At 66.1% G+C, this 17,677-nt stretch carries 18 protein-coding genes; 14 read left to right on the plus strand and 4 right to left on the minus strand.

All coding sequences use genetic code 11. From position 1 onward, the window contains the following. Positions 1 to 79: 79 nt before the first annotated feature. Entirely contained in the window at positions 80 to 949 is an 870-nt protein-coding gene (locus GOOTI_RS02335; RefSeq protein ID WP_039993178.1) for a type IV toxin-antitoxin system AbiEi family antitoxin domain-containing protein, read from the plus strand. Positions 950 to 1,057: 108 nt separating this feature from the next. Here GOOTI_RS02335 and GOOTI_RS02340 read toward each other — a convergent pair whose 3' ends face one another. Together GOOTI_RS02340 and GOOTI_RS02345 are read right to left on the minus strand one after the other, a co-directional pair. After that, positions 1,058 to 1,561, minus strand: coding sequence for a MarR family transcriptional regulator (locus GOOTI_RS02340; RefSeq protein WP_007236944.1), 504 nt, complete (start codon positions 1,559 to 1,561; stop codon positions 1,058 to 1,060). 10 nt (positions 1,562 to 1,571) lie between these two features. Next, entirely contained in the window at positions 1,572 to 2,195 is a 624-nt protein-coding gene (locus GOOTI_RS02345) for a TetR/AcrR family transcriptional regulator (protein WP_039993168.1), read from the minus strand. 49 nt (positions 2,196 to 2,244) lie between these two features. On the opposite strand from GOOTI_RS02345, the gene GOOTI_RS02350 reads away from it, so the two are divergent. Next, a complete protein-coding gene (locus GOOTI_RS02350; protein ID WP_007236946.1) occupies positions 2,245 to 2,751 on the plus strand; it encodes a DUF4188 domain-containing protein in 507 nt (168 codons plus the stop codon). A gap of 3 nt (positions 2,752 to 2,754) precedes the next feature. On the opposite strand, the gene GOOTI_RS02355 is transcribed toward GOOTI_RS02350, so the two are convergent. Further along, a complete protein-coding gene (locus GOOTI_RS02355) occupies positions 2,755 to 3,399 on the minus strand; it encodes a TetR/AcrR family transcriptional regulator (protein WP_007236947.1) in 645 nt (214 codons plus the stop codon). 268 nt (positions 3,400 to 3,667) lie between these two features. Here GOOTI_RS02355 and GOOTI_RS02360 point away from each other — a divergent pair, with 268 nt between their 5' ends. From GOOTI_RS02360 to GOOTI_RS02405, 10 genes are all read left to right on the plus strand, one after another. Beyond that, positions 3,668 to 5,224, plus strand: a complete 1,557-nt coding sequence (locus GOOTI_RS02360; protein ID WP_007236948.1) for an amino acid permease — start codon at positions 3,668 to 3,670, stop codon at positions 5,222 to 5,224. Between the two features lie 50 nt (positions 5,225 to 5,274). Beyond that, complete coding sequence (locus tag GOOTI_RS02365) at positions 5,275 to 6,126, plus strand: urea amidolyase associated protein UAAP1 (protein ID WP_174299108.1); 852 nt, start codon at positions 5,275 to 5,277, stop codon at positions 6,124 to 6,126. A gap of 66 nt (positions 6,127 to 6,192) precedes the next feature. Beyond that, the gene (locus tag GOOTI_RS02370; protein WP_007236950.1) at positions 6,193 to 6,861 is read left to right on the plus strand and encodes an urea amidolyase associated protein UAAP2; all 669 of its coding nucleotides are present in this window, start codon (positions 6,193 to 6,195) and stop codon (positions 6,859 to 6,861) included. A gap of 29 nt (positions 6,862 to 6,890) precedes the next feature. Beyond that, positions 6,891 to 8,966 carry a 5-oxoprolinase/urea amidolyase family protein gene (locus GOOTI_RS02375; RefSeq protein WP_039993170.1) on the plus strand — a complete coding sequence of 692 codons (2,076 nt, stop codon included), beginning with the start codon at positions 6,891 to 6,893 and terminating at the stop codon, positions 8,964 to 8,966. Then, positions 8,963 to 10,651 (plus strand): allophanate hydrolase, encoded by a 1,689-nt coding sequence (gene atzF, locus GOOTI_RS02380; RefSeq protein WP_007236952.1) that lies wholly within the window; start codon positions 8,963 to 8,965, stop codon positions 10,649 to 10,651. Before GOOTI_RS02375 ends, atzF begins: the two co-directional genes overlap by 4 nt. Positions 10,652 to 11,128: 477 nt before the next feature. Then, entirely contained in the window at positions 11,129 to 11,356 is a 228-nt protein-coding gene (locus tag GOOTI_RS02385; protein WP_007236953.1) for a hypothetical protein, read from the plus strand. Between the two features lie 121 nt (positions 11,357 to 11,477). Continuing rightward, complete coding sequence (locus GOOTI_RS02390) at positions 11,478 to 11,672, plus strand: hypothetical protein (protein ID WP_007236954.1); 195 nt, start codon at positions 11,478 to 11,480, stop codon at positions 11,670 to 11,672. Between the two features lie 70 nt (positions 11,673 to 11,742). Further along, on the plus strand, positions 11,743 to 12,639 hold the full coding sequence (locus GOOTI_RS02395) for a DUF3558 family protein (protein ID WP_007236955.1): 897 nt from the start codon (positions 11,743 to 11,745) through the stop codon (positions 12,637 to 12,639). Further along, the gene (locus tag GOOTI_RS02400; RefSeq protein WP_007236956.1) at positions 12,636 to 13,187 is read left to right on the plus strand and encodes a DUF3558 domain-containing protein; all 552 of its coding nucleotides are present in this window, start codon (positions 12,636 to 12,638) and stop codon (positions 13,185 to 13,187) included. The genes GOOTI_RS02395 and GOOTI_RS02400 overlap by 4 nt, the downstream gene beginning before the upstream one ends. 65 nt (positions 13,188 to 13,252) lie before the next feature. Continuing rightward, positions 13,253 to 13,609, plus strand: a complete 357-nt coding sequence (locus tag GOOTI_RS02405; protein WP_039993171.1) for a VOC family protein — start codon at positions 13,253 to 13,255, stop codon at positions 13,607 to 13,609. A gap of 73 nt (positions 13,610 to 13,682) precedes the next feature. Here GOOTI_RS02405 and GOOTI_RS02410 read toward each other — a convergent pair whose 3' ends face one another. Beyond that, on the minus strand, positions 13,683 to 14,507 hold the full coding sequence (locus GOOTI_RS02410) for an acyl-[acyl-carrier-protein] thioesterase (protein ID WP_007236958.1): 825 nt from the start codon (positions 14,505 to 14,507) through the stop codon (positions 13,683 to 13,685). Between the two features lie 143 nt (positions 14,508 to 14,650). On the opposite strand from GOOTI_RS02410, the gene GOOTI_RS02415 reads away from it, so the two are divergent. After that, positions 14,651 to 16,336, plus strand: a complete 1,686-nt coding sequence (locus GOOTI_RS02415; RefSeq protein ID WP_007236959.1) for an FAD-dependent oxidoreductase — start codon at positions 14,651 to 14,653, stop codon at positions 16,334 to 16,336. Positions 16,337 to 16,426: 90 nt separating this feature from the next. Continuing rightward, positions 16,427 to 17,677: glycosyltransferase family 4 protein (locus tag GOOTI_RS02420; RefSeq protein WP_007236960.1), on the plus strand; the 1,251-nt coding region annotated here is incomplete at its 3' end.

The raw sequence follows: 17,677 nt of genomic DNA on the forward strand, positions 1-17,677 counted from the left end.
GCTGCATTCCGTTGCGCGCGGTGTCACCTCGCGCCCAGGGCGACGGAACCAGTTCGGGGCCGCGCGCGTCCAAGTCCGCATGGATATAAGCGAGTTGTCGGTGCGGCGTGACGGGGTGTTCAGCGCAGCTGAGGCACGCGCCTGCGGGCTGAGCACGTCCGCAATCAGCCGCCGCGTAGTCTCCGGCGCATGGCGTGAAGCGGCACCGGGTGTGTACCTCGTCGCGGGACATGCGCGGGGAGCTCGGGCACAAGCGCGAATCGCGGTGCTCTCGGTGCACCGCGACGCAGTACTCGGCGGTGCGGCGGCGGCCTGGTGGCTTGGCCTATGCCATGACGAACCGCGCAAGCATCTGGTCTTCACACGCACCCGGGGTCGAGCGCGACGATCGTCGGCGACGGCGGTGAGCCGCTACCGGAGGCTCGACGACGTCGACATAGTTGTGCGCGAAGGACTACGGACAACGTCGACCGACCTCACAGTGCTCGAAGCCGCAGTGGTGCTGGGGCTGTCGTTCATGGATTCGGCGCTGCTCTCTGGTCGGGTGACGCTCGACTCCCTCGACGCCGCGCACGCCCGCTACCCGGGGCGTCACGGTGCGCCGCTGGTACGTGGCTACCTCGACCTCCTCGCCGACGGCACGCGGTCAGCGGCCGAGCGGGTCATGACGTCGATCCTGGACGGGGCAGGCATCACCGGGTGGGTCGCGAACCTGCCAGAGGGCGGATACGTGATCGACGTCGCCTTTCCGGCAGCAAAGCTCGCCGTTGAGGTCGACGGTTTCGCATATCACCGCGATGCCAAGGCGTTTCAGCATGACCGCACGCGTCGGAACGCACTGACTGCCCGGGGCTGGACGGTACTGAACTTCACCTGGGCCGATCTGATCGAGCGGCCCGACCACGTGATCAACCTGATCGCGGCCGCGCTCGACCGCTCGGCGGCGTGAACCGCACGACGACGGACTCGTGCCCGAGCCCGCCCACCGCGCCGGACAGTATGACAAACAGCCCGCGAACCCGGGATGTCCGTCATACGGAACGACGAGGACCGTGCGTCAGAAGTCCCCCGCGTGATGGCGCAGCGACTGGATCGCCGAGACCAGTCCGCCGATCTCGGACTCGTCCATCCCGACGTCGGAGAACACCTCGCGATTGAGTGTCGTCGTCGCATCCTCGACTGTCGAGCGGCCGAGGTCGGTGATCTCGACCAGGGTGGTGCGGCCGTCGGTGGGGTGGGGGAGGCGTCGGACCAGCTGTGCTTCCTCGAGTCGTCGAATCGCGTGGGTGACGCTCGTGACGTGTACCTGGAGACGGTCGCTTGCCTTGGTGATGGGCAGCGCGCCGTTGCGCGAGAACGCCAGAAGGCGTAGCAGTTCGAACCGTGAGAACGTCAGATCGTAAGGGCGCAGCGCTGTTTCGACTCGGCCCAGCAAGATCTGGTGTGCGCGCATCACCGACGTGACCGCGACCATCCCCTCGGCGACGTCGCCCCATCCGGCCGAGGTCCAATTGGCCTTCGCCTCGGCGATCGGGTCGAACTCCATACTGTGACCAGCCATGGGCGTCAGCCTATCCGGCCTGTGGATCGTCAGACGTTGTTGCCGATTCGGCGCGCCACCCGTCGATCACGGCCAATGCCGAGGCCGCGGGATCGGCCTCTGCCGGCACCAGTCCTGCAAGGAGCAGTTGCGAGAGGCCGTGCACGCTCGACCACAGCGAGACGACGATCGTCGAAGGCTCGACACGTCGCAGCACCCCGGACTCGATCGCGCGGCGAACCGCGTCGTCAAGAGGGGCGATTGCCCGCGCTGCAGCCTCGTCGAGTTCTGCTGTCGGCGTGAGCCCGGCGACGGTGGGCGAGAACATGACCGCGAAGAGTCGTGGATTGGTCAGTGCCCATTGCACGTACGTCATGCCGAGGCCAGCGATGTCGCGCTCGGGGGCGTCGGATGCGCCCACCGATTCCTGTGCCGAGGCGAAGCTGTCGAATGCGCGGACGAGCACCCCCACCTGGAGGTCGGCCATGCTGCCGAACAAGGAGTAGACAGCAGTGGTCGACGTCCCGGCGGCGCTGGCGACGGTTCGCACAGTCAAGGCGCCGAAGCCGTCGTTTGCCGTGATGTCCACTGCCAGGTCGAGCAGTCGGTCGCGCAACTCGACGGTGTGCACTTTGGGTCTTGCCATGACGCACATTGTTTCATAACATCGTTCTATAACAGTGTTACTAATTCTGGAGGTCGTCATGTCCAACGTTGACGAGATCCCACGGATTACCAATGTGACGCCTCCCGACGGTGCTGCATTGTTTCTCATCGGGATGCGGATCAACCGCCCGCTGAGGGTGCGGTCGTGGTTTTACGTGTTCGTTGCGATGCCACGGATGCTGTGGCATCTGCGTCGGCATCGTGAGAAGGGGATGCTGTCTTATCGGCTCTATTTGGGGCCTTCGCCCATGGTCCTGTCCTACTGGAAATCGCCGGAAGCGTTGCAGAATTTTGCCTCTGACCCAGCGGCTCCTCACCTACCTGCATGGCGCTGGTTCAACGCCAATGTTCGCGGGCGAAGCGATGTCGGGATCTGGCACGAGACATACGTGATCGGCGACCATGAGTCGATCAGCTATGCGATGCCGTCCTGGGGATTGGCGCGGGCCTTCGGCGCCATTCCGGTAGACGGCGCTCACGCCACGGCGAGGGGCAGGCTCGCCGAGAACGCAGATGCACGCCGCGGGTGCCCGGTGTCGCGCTGACGGTCAGCGCTTCTCGTGGGTGAGAAGCATCTCGATCGCGCCCACGATCGTGTCGGCGAGGTCCGCTGCGGTGCGTTCGCCGAGGTCGCCGCGCTGCTCGTCGGAGCGGAGCATGATCACCGATTCGACGAGGCGAAAGGGGAGGAGGGAGCGTGTGTCCGACGGGTCGTCGATCGCCGCGGCCGCCAGGGTTTCGTATGCTGCGGCGAGTTCTGTTCGCGCCGTGCGAAATTGAGTGAAACGTTCGTCGCCGACCTCGGGTAGCAGATATAGCGACCCCAGGTTCCACCGCTCGTCGACGAGTTGCGCGACGTCGAAGCGCGCGAGATCGAGCAGTCTGTCGAGCGGTGCGCGGTCGTCGGCCAGTAGTTCTCGTGCGCGCTCGAGAGAGCCGACAACGGTCGCGTCGAGGAGCGCGGCGAGAATGTCGTCCTTGGTCGTGAAGTAGTGGTACATCGACGCCTGGCGGATGCCGACGGCTTCGGCGATCATGCGGGTCGACGTTCCGGTGTAACCGTGGCGGCAGAAGAGTTCGGCAGCGGCGTCGAGGATCTCCTCGCGCGCTGTTGCGCCCCGTCTGCGTTGCTCGACGAGACGCGGTCTGCCGGGCCCAGTCGCCGCTCGGCCCGGCCGGGAGGCAGTACTCATGTCACGCTCTCTCGCTGTTGGGTCGTCGGACCTCGGTGCGGAGGTCAACTGACGAGATCGGCCTCGTCGAGTCTAGTCGAGCAGGCATGACGCCAGGTCCGGGCGTCGTGCACACCTCGCTGCGTGTACCCGGCACGCGTAACACGCCTGTAGCGCGAGTTTCCACGCTTGCAACATAACTGTCACTCGATAGAAAAAGCCCGAGAGTTATCTATCAACTGGCAGATAAACCAGCTCACCGTGGAGCCTCACCGCAAAGGACCGATCGATGACCTCCACCGCTCAACCCCCCGCACAACCGGCACACGCAGGCACGCACACGCCCACCACGGGTGCCGATGCCGACGACCTCTCGGAGTTCGGCTACGACCAGCAACTCCACCGTTCGCTGGGCAAGTTCGCGTCGTTCGCGGCCGGATTCTCGTTCGTCTCGATCCTGACCACGATCTTTCAGCTCTTCGGCCTCGGGTTCGGCTTCGGCGGTCCGGCCTTCTTCTGGACCTGGCCGATCGTCTACGCAGGCCAGTTCCTGGTTGCGCTCTGTTTCGCCGAGATCGCCGCGCGCTACCCGATCTCCGGCGCCATCTACCAGTGGTCGCGCCGTATGGGTGGTGAGGTGATCGGCTGGTTCGGCGGCTGGTTCATGATGATCGCCCAGATCGTCACCGCCTCGGCCGCAGCGATCGCGCTGCAGGTGGTGCTGCCGAGCGTGTGGAGCGGCTTCCAGATCATCGGCGACGACCCCACCCTGACGTCGACGTCGGGAGCGGCGAACGCCGTCCTGCTCGGCTCGATCCTGCTGATCGCCGTGACAGCGATCAACTGCATCGGCGTGACGTGGATGAGCCGGGTCAACAGCATCGGTGTCACGTGTGAACTCGTGGGAGTCGTCGCCGTTGTCCTTGCACTGTTCACCCACGCCAAGCGCGGTCCGGGCGTCGTCTTCGACACCGGCGCGCCGGGACAGCAACCGGGCTACATCTGGGCGTTCATCGTTTCCGGTCTCATGGCGGCCTACGTGATGGTCGGATTCGGCTCGGCGGGCGAACTCGCCGAGGAAACCCGCAACCCACGCCGCGTCGCGCCGCGCACCATCCGGATGGCACTGACCGTGTCGGCGATCGGCGGCGGGCTCATGCTGCTCGGCGCACTGATGGCCGCACCGACGCTCGACGACGAACTCGCCACCGGCGGTCTGCCGTATGTGCTCGACTCGGTCCTCGGCGGCTTCTGGGGCAAGGTGCTGCTGTGCGACGTCGCGGTGGCGATCTTCATCTGCACCCTGGCCATTCAGACGGCGTGTTCGCGTCTGATGTTCTCGATGGCACGTGACGGGCGACTCCCGTTCTCCGACAAACTCGCCCATGTCAACACCCGCACCGGTACCCCGATCCTCCCGTCCATCCTCATCGGAGTGCTCTGCATCGCGATCCTGGTGGTCAACGTCGGCAACTCCGCGATCTTCGCGACGCTGGCGAGTGTCTGCATCATCCTGATCTATCTCGCCTACCTGGCGGTCACCGCACCGATGCTGTACCGCCGCTTCCAGGGCTGGCCGTCCGGCGGCGTCCAGGTCGACGCCGAGGGCAAGAAACTCTTCGGGCTCGGGCGCTTCGGCATCGTGGTCAACCTGCTTGCGGTGGCCTACGGAACGCTCATGGTGATCAACCTGGCCTGGCCGCGCGCCGAGGTCTTCGACCCCACGGGTGAGATGCCCATCCTCCGGTGGGCCGGCCCGATCTGCATCGTCGCAACGGTTCTCGTCGGCATCGCCTGCTACCCGCGTGGCAAAGAGCATCCCAAGCCGGTCACCGCCCCCGCGTGATCGCTTGTTGCGACGACACATTCATCGGCACATTCCCGGAAGGGGTCATCATGACCAACTCGACAATCACCTCCACTGCCTCGACCGCAGGCGCCAAAGCCCACGCGCGCTCGCAGGCCGGCGCCATCACCGACTCCATGCCTGTGGTGCCCGCGACCGACTGGCCCACCCCGCCCGCCGACGTCGATCCGGCGTCGTTGATCTGGGCTGAAACCGTGCCCGGTGGTAGGTACACGACCAAGGTGCTCGCCCGCGGAACGCGAATCCGGTTGCGCGACATCACCGGTGATGCATGCGCACACCTGCTGCTGTGGCGCGCGGACGCGACATGGGAGCGGCTGAACGTCGCCGACACCGTCAAGGTGCCCTGGCAGGCCTACCTCACCACAGGGCATCCGCTGCTGAGCGATCAGGGCAGGGTGCTGGCCACCGTCGTCGCCGACCGCAGCGTCCGTCACGATGCGCTCACCGGCACGACGACACTCTCCGACAACATCGCGAAATACGGTGACGGAGCGGTGCACTCGACCACACCCGCAGGCCGCGAACTGCTCAAGTTGGCTGCTGCCAAGAACGGACTCACACCGACCGACGTCGCGCCGTCGGTGTCGTTCTTCGAAGGCGTCCGTGTAGACGACGACGGATCCTTCGAGTTCCAGGGAACCGCAGGCGCCGACACCAGCGTCGACCTGCTCCTACACCTGCCGTGCATCGTGGCCCTCGCCAACACCGCGCACCCGCTCGACCCGGCACCCGACTTCCGTTCCGGGCCGCTCGAAGTGCTCGCCTGGAAGGCGACCGACGATCTCGACGCCCTGCTCGCCGATGTCGCCGACCGTGACCCCGAGTACCAGCGCGCCGTCGCGAACAATGAAGACATCTACGGCGCAACGTATTTCTGACCACCTGTGGTCGAGCGAACCGCCCGACGAGCGGCGTCGACACCACATCACACCCGAGGACCAACCATGACCACCACGATCGACCACACCACAGCCCCCGCCGCAGACCTCGCCCTCGTGCCCGGAGAGGTGATCTACGACGGCATAGTCGGCGAACGCGCGCCCTGGGCGGAAGTCGTTGCCGCCGGCGACGTCTTGACCATCGTCGACCTCCACGGCAACCAGGCTGTCGACACACTGTTCTACGGCGGCCACGACCACTCGATCCGTTACTCCGCACAGACGACCATCGCCGCGCAGGGCAATATCTTCCTCACGACCGGAACGATCATCCGCGACCAGGAGTCTCAGCCGATGATGACGATCGTCGCCGACGAGGTCGGTAACCACGACACCCTCGGCGGCGCGTGCTCGCAGGAGTCCAACACGCTGCGCTACGGCCACCACACCAAACATCAGCACGCGTGCGTCGAGAACTTCCTCATCGGCGGCTCCCGCCATGGGCTCGGGAAACGCGACCTCGTCGGCAATGTCAACTTCTTCATGAACGTGCCCGTCGACCCCGACGGTGCGCTCGGCATCGTCGACGGTCTCTCGGCCCCCGGCAAGCGCCTCGCGCTCCGCGCGGACGTCGACACCCTTGTTCTCGTGTCGAACTGCCCGCAGATCAACAACCCCTGCAACGGATTCGACCCGAGCGCCGTCCGCGTCATCGTCACGCGTCCGCAGAGCTGAGTCGACGACGCCGCGTCCGAGGAGACGAGATGAACAGCAACACAACTCAGCCTGACGCCGTCGAGGTGCTGCGCGCCGGGCCGATGACCACCATCCAGGACTGGCCCGGCCGCGTCAGCTACTGGAAGGTGGGGGTCCCACCGTCGGGTCCGATGGACGATCTGTCGTTCCGCTTGGCAAACCTGGCGGTTGGCAACCCGGTCGCCGCCGCGGGACTCGAGGCGACGATGATGGGACCGCGACTGCGCTTCGGTGCGGCGACCACCGTCGCCGTCACGGGCGCCCCGGTTCCGGTCAGCATCGATGGTCGTTCAGTGCCGCAATGGGTTCCGCTGCGGGTGCCCGCCGGTGGTGTGCTCGACGTTGGTGCGGTCGGATCGCTCGGCCTACGCGTGTACGTCGCGGTTGCCGGGGGCGTTGAAGCCGAGAACTACCTGGGCAGCCGGTCGACGTTCACCATGGGCCGGTTCGGCGGACTCGACGGTCGCGTGCTCGCCGACGGCGACGCTCTTGCCCGCGCGGCCATGCCGACGGGCAGCCCCACCCGTATCCTCACCGAGGAGCAGCCCGCGCTGACCAACGCCTGGCAGCTCGGCGTGACCGTCGGACCTCATTCGGCGCCGGAGTTCTTCACTCCCGACGACATCGACACACTGATGGGTACCGACTATGAAGTTCATTTCAACTCCGACCGCACCGGGATTCGACTGATCGGCCCCAAACCGCAGTGGGCGCGAACCGACGGTGGAGAAGCAGGACTGCACCCGTCGAACATTCACGACAACGCGTATTCCGTTGGTGCGCTCGACTTCACGGGCGACACCCCGATCCTGCTCGGACCCGACGGTCCCAGTCTCGGTGGTTTCGTCTGTCCGGTGACGGTCGCAGCCGCTGAACGGTGGAAACTCGGACAGCTCAAGCCGGGCGACACGGTGCGCTTCGTCGCGGTCAAGGCCACGCAGACAGCATCACCCGCAGAACTCGGTCTTGCTCGGCGTGCCTGTTTCGTCGACGTCCTGTCGCGCGCAGGGGATGCCGACGCCGGAATCCTCGGGCGGACCACCACAGCCGATGGCACCACCACGGTGACCTATCGGCGTAGCGGTGACGACAACATCCTCGTCGAATACGGCGACATGCGGCTCGATCTCGCCCTGCGTGCTCGCGTCCATGCCTTGGCCGAGCGTATCGGGGCGGAGAAGCCCGCAGGATTGATCGATCTGACCCCCGGCATCCGATCGCTACAGGTGAAAGCGGACCCGACGACGTGGTCGCAACAGGCCATGCGGGACTGGTTGATCGAGTGTGAGAGTCAACTACCGGCCGCATCGGAGCTCGTGGTACCCAGTCGCACGGTGCACCTGCCGTTGTCGTGGGACGACCCCGCGACGCGCGAGGCGATCGAGCGCTACATGCTCGGCGTACGATCCGACGCACCGTGGTGCCCCTGGAACATCGAGTTCATCCGCCGCATGAACGGACTCGACTCGGTCGACGACGTCCACCGCATCGTGTTCGACGCCGATTACCTCGTCCTCGGTCTCGGCGACGTCTACCTCGGGGCGCCCGTGGCCGTTCCGCTCGACCCACGGCACCGTCTCGTGACCACCAAGTACAACCCGGCACGGACGTGGACGCCGGAGAACGCTGTCGGGATCGGTGGCGCCTACCTGTGCATCTACGGCATGGAAGGTCCAGGCGGCTACCAATTCGTCGGCCGTACTACGCAGGTCTGGAACCATCGGTACCCGCAACAGGCGCCCGGATTCGAGCCCGAACACCCATGGCTGCTGCGCTTTTTCGACCGCATAAAATGGTATCCGGTGAGCGCCGAGGAACTGTTGGACATGCGCGCCGACGTCGCTGCGGGACGAGGTGACAGTGTGCGCATCAGCGACGGAACGTTCTCGCTCGCCGAGCACGAGCGCTTCCTCGCCGAGAATGCGCGCGACATCGCGTCCTCGCGGGAGGAGATGGAGCGCGCGCGAGCCGAGGAGCGTGAGAGGTGGTCTCTGGCAGGCGAGTTCACCACGGGTGCAGCCGGGGGAGACGTCGACAAGAGCAGCAGTGACACGGGTGACGAGCCGAAGGGGAAGGTCGCATGAGCAAGGTCGACGACACGTATGCGCGGATCGAGGCGGCCGACCGGCCAGAGGTGTTCATCTCGCTGCGCCCGCTGTCCGAGGTCGCGCTCGAGTTCGAGGCCTCGATGGCCGCAGGCGGGGCCTTGGCTGGAACGATTCTCGCGGTCAAGGACAACGTCGACGTCGCCGGGCTGCCCACCACCGCAGCGTGTCCCGGCTATGCGTACATACCCGATGACGATGCGCCGGTCGTCGCGGCGCTACAAGCGGAGGGTGCGGTCGTGATCGGGAAGACGAACCTCGATCAGTTCGCCACCGGTCTCGTGGGCACGCGCAGTCCTCATGGTGCCGTGCGCGATTCACGACGTCCCGAGCGCATCTCCGGTGGTTCGAGTTCGGGGTCGGCAGTCGCGGTCGCGCTCGGTTTCGCCGACATCGCGATCGGCACCGACACCGCCGGTTCGGGGCGAGTGCCCGCTGGACTGCAGGGGATCGTCGGCATCAAGCCGACGGTGGGCGCCATCTCGACCGACGGAATCGTGCCTGCCTGCGCCGACTACGACGTCCCGACGATCTTCGCAGCCGACCTCGACCTGGCAAACCTGGCGACCGCCGCAATGGCCGCGGCCACGGGTCCGCGGCCATTCTCCAGCGGGTCGTCGTTCGCGGCACCGGAGGCACCGGTCATCGCGGTTCCCGCGGAGCTGCCGGAACTCGACGACCGCTGGCGCGCGGCGTTCGGCGAGGCCGTTGTCGCCGCCGAGGTTGCGGGCTGCACGATCAAGACGATCGACCTCGCACCCTTTCTCGCCGCAGCGAAACTGCTGTACGAGGACGCGCTCGTCGCCCAGCGATACGATGCCGTCGGTGAGTTCGTCGACGGTGCAGCCGATTCCGCAGAGGTCGGACTCGATCCCGTTGTGGCACAGATCGTGACGAAGGCATCGGGCTACACGGCGGTGGATCTGCTGCGTGTCCGACGCCGACTCGCCGAACTGAGGTCGACTGCGATGGACGCGTGGGGTGACGCGACGGCTCTCATGGTTCCGACGGCTCCCTGTCATCCGCGGATCGACGAGGTGGCCGACGATCCGATTGGCGTCAACAGCCGGATGGGTACCTACACCAACTTCTGCAATCTGTTCGACCTGTGTGCGCTGGCGGTTCCGGCGGGCGTCGTCGACGAGACCGACGGGACGCAGGCGCAGTTCGGGATCACGCTTCTCGCGGGTGCGCACGAGGACGCGGTTCTCGTCGATCTCGCGCGGCGCCTGTCGGTGACGGCATCGGTTCCGCAAGCTGTCATCTCGTCGGCGATCGACCCGGCGTGGAGTGAGCGGGTTGCGCCCTCGGTCGAGCTGGCCGTGTTCGGCGCGCACATGCGGGGTGGGCCGTTGACCCACGAGCTCAGCGAGCGCGGCGCACGCTGGAACGGTGAAGTGCGGACAGCAGCGTCGTATCGCCTTGTGGCACTGGACACGACACCGCCGAAGCCGGGCCTGGTCCGTGACGGCGTCGATGGCCGGTCCATCGAGGGGGAGTGCTGGGTGCTGTCGCCCGCCGCGCTCGGTGAGTTCCTCGCCGCGCTCCCACAGCCGATGATGCTGGGCAAGGTCGAACTCTCCGACGGACGCTGGGTGGTCGGGTTCGGATGCGACGTCGAATCGAGCGCGCAGGGTGAGCCCATCGATCGGACGCGGTGGTGAGGTCGAGGCGTGGAACCGTGCGTCGGCGGTCGGCGCGCAGCAAGCGGCTGTTCCCGCGCGCGGAGCGACGAGCACTGCACAAGCGCGATAGGTGCTGCCGCACCGTCGACCCTCGTCGCGAGCCGATCGTGTCATACCGACGTACTATGAGTATCGAAAGACCCGCCACCGCAGCCTGATACGGCAAACTCGGTCACAATCGGCCTCCAAGACGTCGAATTACCGGGCCCCGACGCCGTGACCCCCGACGCTCACACGGCACCAGCGTCCGGTACGACGTCGTCAGATTCCTCTTCGGTCAGATTCCTCTTCGTCTGTTGCAGGCACAGACCAGAGCGTCGACACCCTGGCTCCTTGCTGCGGTTCTTCTGGGGTGGCCCTGGTACTGCGACGGCTTTTGTTACAACGGAGGAGTCCGATAACTCGACTACCCCGATCACTCGACTGTCCCGATCGCTCGACTACGAGGAGATGACGATGAGCCAACCGATCTCCGGCGAGGACCTACCCGAGGGCGTCGTCGACCCTGAAGCACCGCTCGACGACGAGCCCGGCGAATCGCTCGCCGACGACGCGCCCCTGGACGCTTTCGTCGACCCGCTCGCGGGTGTTCAACCGCCGCAATCCGACGACGTGCCGAGCGCCGATTACGTCGAGCAGCACCTCGACGTCGACGAGGACGAACCCGCGCGGCGCGACGACTGACCGTCCGAACCCCTTTGGCTACAGTGGAGCCACCGACGCAGGTACGCCCAACACACGTCGTCGGCCGCACGCTCTCCCGAGTGTCAGCGGACGACGACGGCCCGCGCGCTAGGAGGAAGTCATGGCGATCGACCCCGCAAAGAGCAAAGCCGTCTCGCAGGTTGTGCGCGAGAATCCTGGGATGAGCCTCGTGGCGATCTCGCCGGGCATCGTGGTCTTTCTTCTCGTCGGCATCTTCACCAATTGGTTCCTGGCGATCGTGCTCGGCATCGTCGTGCTGGCGGGCGGCTACTACCTGCTGACCCGCCAGAAATGAGCAGGGCATAACCGGTGCGAGTACGACTGCGGGCACGTAACTGTCGCGCGTGGGAGACGAGGCCTCGACGGTGAGTGGACGCGTCGACGCCTACATCTGGGCGATCCGCCTCACCAAGACGCGGTCAGCTGCGGGTGACGCGTGCCGGGGCGGCCACGTCCGCGTCAACGGGGCCACCGCCAAGCCAGCCCAGCACGTGAGCATCGGTGACGAGGTGCGGGTGCGGCTGGGTGGTCGCGAGCGGATCGTCGAAGTCACCCGGGTGATCACCAAGCGTGTGTCCGCGGCGGCGGCGTCGGCCTGTTACATCGACAAGAGCCCACCCCCGCCGTCGAAGGAGATCCTGGCGAGTCAGCCGCGCCGCGACCGTGGCGCCGGGCGGCCGACCAAACGTGAGCGTCGCGAGATCGACAAGCTCATGCGTGGCGGCTTTCTCGTGTCGATGGCGTTGTTCGTCGCGCTGATCGGCAGTGCGTGTTCGTCGGATTCCGACGATGCGGCAGGTTCGGGTGGCGGCACCGCCGCCACGGCACCTGGCAAGGCCGGGTCGGGCCCGTTCTTCGGGCAGTGCGGTGGTGTCACGACAGAGGAGGTCGTCGACCTCGCCAAGATCGGCGCACTGACCAATACGGTGAAGAATCCGTCGGCATGTGAGTGGACATCGAGCGCCGATCGCACCGGACCTGTGGCCTCGTTCAACTGGTATCGCGGTTCGCCGATCGGGCGGGAGCGCGCAACCGAGCAACTGTCGCGTGACTCGACCAAAGACATAGAGATCAACGGCCACAAGGGATTCATCGCATCCGACTCCGGTATCTGCGAGATCGGCATCGGCTTCGGTGCCGACTTCTTCGAGTGGTCGGTGAGCGCCGGCACCACGTCTCTGAGTGACCAGGCTCCCGACACCGAGCAGATCTGCGACGCGACGCGTCAACTCGCCACGATGTCGATCGAGCGTGCATCATGAGCAGCCGCAGGCGTGTCGTCGCGTCGGTCCTCGCGGCCGTTGCCCTACTCGTCGCCGCGCTGTCGGGCTGCACGGTCGACGGCCAGGCCGTCTCGTCCGAACAGGCCAACTCCGAGCAATCCGGCAACGTCGATACCGATCAGTTCGACAAGCTGACCCTCGAGTGTCAGGTGCTGTCGACCGCGCAGATCGCCAAGGCGGTCGGCGGGACGGCGGCGCGCGGCACGTTCAACGGGGCCATCTGCAGGTGGATCGTCGACGGCGCGGTCGCCGCGAACGTCACGTTCAACTGGTTCGAATGGGGCGATTTCAACGTCGAGAAGGACACCGCCAAGAGGCTCGGATACACCACCGAGAACGTGCGGATCGTGAGCCAGGCGGCCTTCACACAGCGTGATCCCGCACGTCCGGCGGTGTGCGGTGTGACCAGTCGCGCCCCGACCCGCGGCGTCTACACCTTCTGGGTCGAACCGATCGGGGGCGCCGCGGCAGATCCGTGCGCTGCGCCGACGAAACTCATGGAGTTACTCCTCAACGGAGGACAGTAGGCCGCGACAGGTTCCGGGCGAACGTATGTTCGACTTCTGGTCGGGTGACCGGTTATGGTGAGCCCATGACACTTTCGGTAGCCATGATCACCGTCGACGCACTGGAACCCACGACACTCGCCGCATGGTGGGCCACCAACCTCGGCGGCACGATCGTGGAGGAGAACGACGGCTTCTTCGTCATCGTCGCGCTGGGCGAAGGACAACCGGTGATCGGTTTCCAGAAGGTCGACGACCCGACGCCCGGCAAGAACCGGATTCACCTCGACCTGACATCGCCGGACTATCCGGCTGTCGTCGACACCCTGGTGGAGAACGGCGCCACGAAGATCGGCGATCGGGAGATTCCCGGCGGCGGCTTCGAGTGGACCACGCTCAGCGATCCGGCGGGCAACGAGTTCTGCGTTTCCGGCGGACACTGATCACGCGCTCGTCGTGAAGCACGACGAGGAGTCGTCGTAACCACGCGGCTCACTCGTCCACGCTGTGCGGCATCTAATCGTCCGGGTGCGTGGTCACCGATACCGTCGCCGCGACCTGGTGCTCGCCCTCCTCGTCGCCGGGAATGAGTATCCACAGCAGCAGGCGCTGCGGTTCTCGTACACGTCGCAGTGTGATCGGCGTACCGGGCACGATCGGCCGGAGGTACTCGATCGTCAGACGGTGCGGTCCGTCGATCAGATCGGGGTGGTCGACGAGTTCGTCCTCGACCGCCTCGAGGTAGGCGGCGTTGTTGAGATGCTTGAACGGGTCAAAATCCGTGCTGCGCAGCACGTGCTCGCGATCAGGGGCCGACGCACCCTCGGCGTCGGGTGCCTTCTCCGGATTCATCGATTTCCACCGCAGACGATGCTCGTCTGTCATCGACGACAGCAGTTCGAAGGCCTCGTCGGAGATCCGCGACGGCATGCCCTGGTCGTTGACGTTGATCCAGAACGCCTCGGTCTCGATCAGCCCCGCCTCGCGCGGTTCGGGATTGAAACGGTTGGTCTCGTGTTCAGCGGTCAGGCGCACACGCATGTTGGTCCACCGCGTCGAGAGCGAGCCGCACCAGCGCTGCGCGGTCACGGTCGCGGGCCACGAGATCGGCCGGATGACGTCGACGACGGTGCGGCGGACTATCCAGAACGGGTCGGAATCCCCGAGTTCGGTCGCCTCGATGTTGTCGTTCGCCACATCCTGCAGATACCGCGCAACGGCGTCGAGGCGTACCCGCATGTCCTGGTCGACATCGCCGGTGCGCACGCGGTACGCGGCCTCGAAGTATCGGGCCCCGTCCTTACGATCGGGCAGGCCTGCCTGGTTGAGTTCGCGGGTCAATAGGTGTCCTCGGTTCGCATTCGTGCTGCGTGGGCGGCTCACACGCCGGGGTTACGATCGGGTGGCTCACAGGGCAATCGTTAAGATACAGTCACAACAAAACTAGAACACGTTCTACGTGTTGAGCTCCGAGGACAGTGCAGATGGCCCATGTGATCACACGACCCTGTTGTAACGATGCGAGCTGCGTCGCGGTGTGCCCGGTCAACTGTATCCACCCGACTCCCGATGAGCCCACTTTCTTCACCGCCGAGAGTCTCTATATCGATCCGGACACCTGCATCGACTGCGGTGCATGCATCGACGAATGTCCGGTCGAGGCGATCGTCCCCGACGACCAACTCGAGGAACGCGACGAGCCGTACCTGCAGATCAATGCCGACTACTACAGGGACCACGACGTCGACGGCGGTCTCGTCCCCCCGAAGAAGGCGCCGAAGCTACCCGACGGCGAGATCCGTGTGGCGATAGTCGGTGCGGGCCCTGCGGCCTTCTACGCCGCCGACGAGCTGGTCCGCAAAACGCAGATCTCGGTGGACATGTTCGACCGACTGCCGACGCCCTACGGACTCGTTCGCGCGGGTGTCGCCCCCGACCACGCGGCGACCAAGGGCGTCGAGTCGACGTTCGCCGCGACGTCGTCGAAGCGCAATTTTCGCTACTTCCTCAACGTCGAGGTCGGCAAGCACATCAGCCACGACGAGCTCGTCGCGCGGTACAACGCGGTCATCTACGCGGTCGGGGCGCCGACCGACAAACGGCTCGGCATCGCGGGCGAGGATCTGCCGGGCTCGGTGTCGGCCACCGAGTTCGTCGCCTGGTACAACGGACACCCGGATTTCGCCGACCTGACCTTCGATCTGTCCGGTGAACGTGCGGTGGTCGTCGGCAACGGCAATGTCGCGCTGGACGTGGCGCGCATCCTCGTGACCGATCCCGACGAACTCGCGAAGACCGACATCGCCGACCACGCACTCGCGGCGCTGCGTGAGTCGAACATCCGGGAGGTCGTGCTCCTCGCCCGGCGCGGCATCGCGCAGGCGGCGTACACCAACAGCGAGTTCCTCGCACTCGGCGACGTCGAGGGGGCGGACGTGATCATCGATCCCGCGGAGCTCACGCTCGATCCGGTGTCCGAAGCCGCGAGGTCGGACGGCGAACTCGATTCGACGATCGCGACCAAGCTGCGGCTCGCGCAGGAGTTCGCCGAACGACCGCGCACAGAGGGCAACAAGCGGATCGTCTTCCGCTTCCTCACGTCGCCGACGGAACTGTCCGGGGGCGACCGCGTCGCAAAGCTCCACGCGGTCCGCAACGTCTACACCGAGACAGGCGAGAACGTCGCCATCGTGCCGACTGACGAGGCATTCGACATCGACACCGGACTCGTGCTGCGCGCGATCGGCTATCGGGGAGTACCCATCAACGACGTGCCGTTCGACGACGTGCGCTGCGTGGTCCCCAACGTCGAGGGTCGGGTGCAGTCGACCGTCGATGGCGACGTGGTCCCCGGCCTGTACGTGACGGGCTGGATCAAGCGCGGCGCCACCGGGGGCATCGGACGCAACCGCTTGTGCGGACAGGAGACCGCCGAGTCGGTGATCGCCGACTTCGTCGCCGGAATCCTGCCCGACGCCTCGACGACTGCTGACGACGTTGCCGACCTCGTCGCCGACCGGGGTGCACATCGCATCGACCTGGCAGGGTGGAAGAACATCGACGCCGCCGAACGCGGTGCAGGCAGGTCCGCGGGGCGTCGTCGTGTGAAACTGGTTCATATCGATGAACTCGAGTCGGCGTCCCGTGAGGTCGCCGAGTCGCGATCGTGACGGCGGAGTCGTCAACACAGGTGGCGGCAGCGAGGCTTGCCGCAGCATCGGTCCGTCGACGGGCCGTGAGTCGAGAGGTGGAACCACAACGTGCGCGTGGCATTACTGTCGTATCGCAGCAAACCCCATTGCGGTGGGCAAGGCGTCTATGTGCGTCATCTCAGTAGAGAGCTCGCGTTACTGGGGCACCAGGTCGAGATCTTCTCGGGGCAGCCGTACCCGGAACTCGATCAGGCGGCGATCGACGCGGGCGTCACGCTCACCAAGGTGCCCAGCCTCGGGCTCTACGACGAGCCGGACCCGTTCCGTACTCCACGGCCGAGTGAGTACCGCGACTGGATCGATGCCCTCGAGGTCGGTGCCATGTGGACGGCGAGTTTCGGCGAGCCGCTGACCTTCAGTCTCCGTGTCGCGCGGCTGCTCGCCGATCGTCGCGACGACTTCGACATCGTGCACGACAACCAGTGCCTCGGTTACGGGCTGCTGCAGATACAGAAGCAGGGCTTCCCGCTGATCGCGACGATCCACCATCCGATCACGCGCGACCGCTCGCTGGCGGTCAAGGCCGCCAAGGGCTGGCGCAAGATCACGGCGTGGCGCTGGCACTCCTTCCTGCGGATGCAGGGTCGGGTCTCGCGCCGGATTCCCGAGTTGTTGACGGTGTCGCGCAGCAGCGAGGTCGACATCCGCAAGGCGTTCGACATCGAGTCCGGCCGCATCACCACCATCCCCTTGGGCGTCGACACCACGGTCTTCCGGCCGGCTGCCGCCAAAGGCCGGGTCCCTGGCCGCGTGGTCTGCATAGCCAGCGCCGACGCCCCCCTCAAAGGTGTGTCGTATCTGCTGGAGGCGATCGCCAAACTCAGCGCCGAGCGTGACGTCGAACTGACGTTGGTCTCCAAGCTCGATCCGGACGGGCCGTCGGCGACGATGATCGATGCGCTCGCGATCTCGTCGCGGGTGAAGGTGGTGTCGGGTCTCGAGGACTCGGAGATGGCCGAACTTCTCGCGTCCGCGCAGGTGGCATGCGTCCCCTCGCTGTACGAGGGATTCTCGCTGCCCGCGGTGGAAGCGATGAGCTGTGGCACACCGCTTGTCGCGACGCATGCGGGCGCGATCCCCGAAGTCGTCGGAACGGACGGACAGTCGGCTACGCTGGTGCCTCCACGTGACTCCGAACGGCTCGCCCAGGCGATCGGCGCACTACTCGACGACGAGTCGGCCCGCGCCGCGATGGGTGCGGCAGCGCGCGAGCGAGTCGAAGAGCGGTACAGCTGGGCTGCAGTCGCCGCGAAAACCGCAGCGCATTACGAGACGGTGCTCGAGCGCGTGCGCATCGAC

The sequence above is a fragment of the Gordonia otitidis NBRC 100426 genome (genome assembly GCF_000248075.1).
In the GTDB taxonomy this organism is placed as follows: Bacteria; Actinomycetota; Actinomycetes; order Mycobacteriales; family Mycobacteriaceae; genus Gordonia; species Gordonia otitidis.

What these genes read in the sequence shown, in the direction of transcription:
- GOOTI_RS02375 (WP_039993170.1), top strand. Translation starts at nt 6,891, where the DNA reads ATGAACAGCAACACAACTCAGCCTGACGCCGTCGAGGTGCTGCGCGCC.
- GOOTI_RS02370 (WP_007236950.1), top strand. Translation starts at nt 6,193, where the DNA reads ATGACCACCACGATCGACCACACCACAGCCCCCGCCGCAGACCTCGCC.
- GOOTI_RS02360 (WP_007236948.1), top strand. Translation starts at nt 3,668, where the DNA reads ATGACCTCCACCGCTCAACCCCCCGCACAACCGGCACACGCAGGCACG.
- GOOTI_RS02400 (WP_007236956.1), top strand. Translation starts at nt 12,636, where the DNA reads ATGAGCAGCCGCAGGCGTGTCGTCGCGTCGGTCCTCGCGGCCGTTGCC.
- GOOTI_RS02385 (WP_007236953.1), top strand. Translation starts at nt 11,129, where the DNA reads ATGAGCCAACCGATCTCCGGCGAGGACCTACCCGAGGGCGTCGTCGAC.
- GOOTI_RS02365 (WP_174299108.1), top strand. Translation starts at nt 5,275, where the DNA reads ATGACCAACTCGACAATCACCTCCACTGCCTCGACCGCAGGCGCCAAA.
- GOOTI_RS02340 (WP_007236944.1), bottom strand. Translation starts at nt 1,561, where the DNA reads ATGGCTGGTCACAGTATGGAGTTCGACCCGATCGCCGAGGCGAAGGCC.
- GOOTI_RS02345 (WP_039993168.1), bottom strand. Translation starts at nt 2,195, where the DNA reads ATGTGCGTCATGGCAAGACCCAAAGTGCACACCGTCGAGTTGCGCGAC.
- GOOTI_RS02355 (WP_007236947.1), bottom strand. Translation starts at nt 3,399, where the DNA reads ATGAGTACTGCCTCCCGGCCGGGCCGAGCGGCGACTGGGCCCGGCAGA.
- GOOTI_RS02335 (WP_039993178.1), top strand. Translation starts at nt 80, where the DNA reads ATGGATATAAGCGAGTTGTCGGTGCGGCGTGACGGGGTGTTCAGCGCA.
- GOOTI_RS02415 (WP_007236959.1), top strand. Translation starts at nt 14,651, where the DNA reads ATGGCCCATGTGATCACACGACCCTGTTGTAACGATGCGAGCTGCGTC.
- GOOTI_RS02405 (WP_039993171.1), top strand. Translation starts at nt 13,253, where the DNA reads ATGACACTTTCGGTAGCCATGATCACCGTCGACGCACTGGAACCCACG.
- atzF (WP_007236952.1), top strand. Translation starts at nt 8,963, where the DNA reads ATGAGCAAGGTCGACGACACGTATGCGCGGATCGAGGCGGCCGACCGG.
- GOOTI_RS02390 (WP_007236954.1), top strand. Translation starts at nt 11,478, where the DNA reads ATGGCGATCGACCCCGCAAAGAGCAAAGCCGTCTCGCAGGTTGTGCGC.
- GOOTI_RS02350 (WP_007236946.1), top strand. Translation starts at nt 2,245, where the DNA reads ATGTCCAACGTTGACGAGATCCCACGGATTACCAATGTGACGCCTCCC.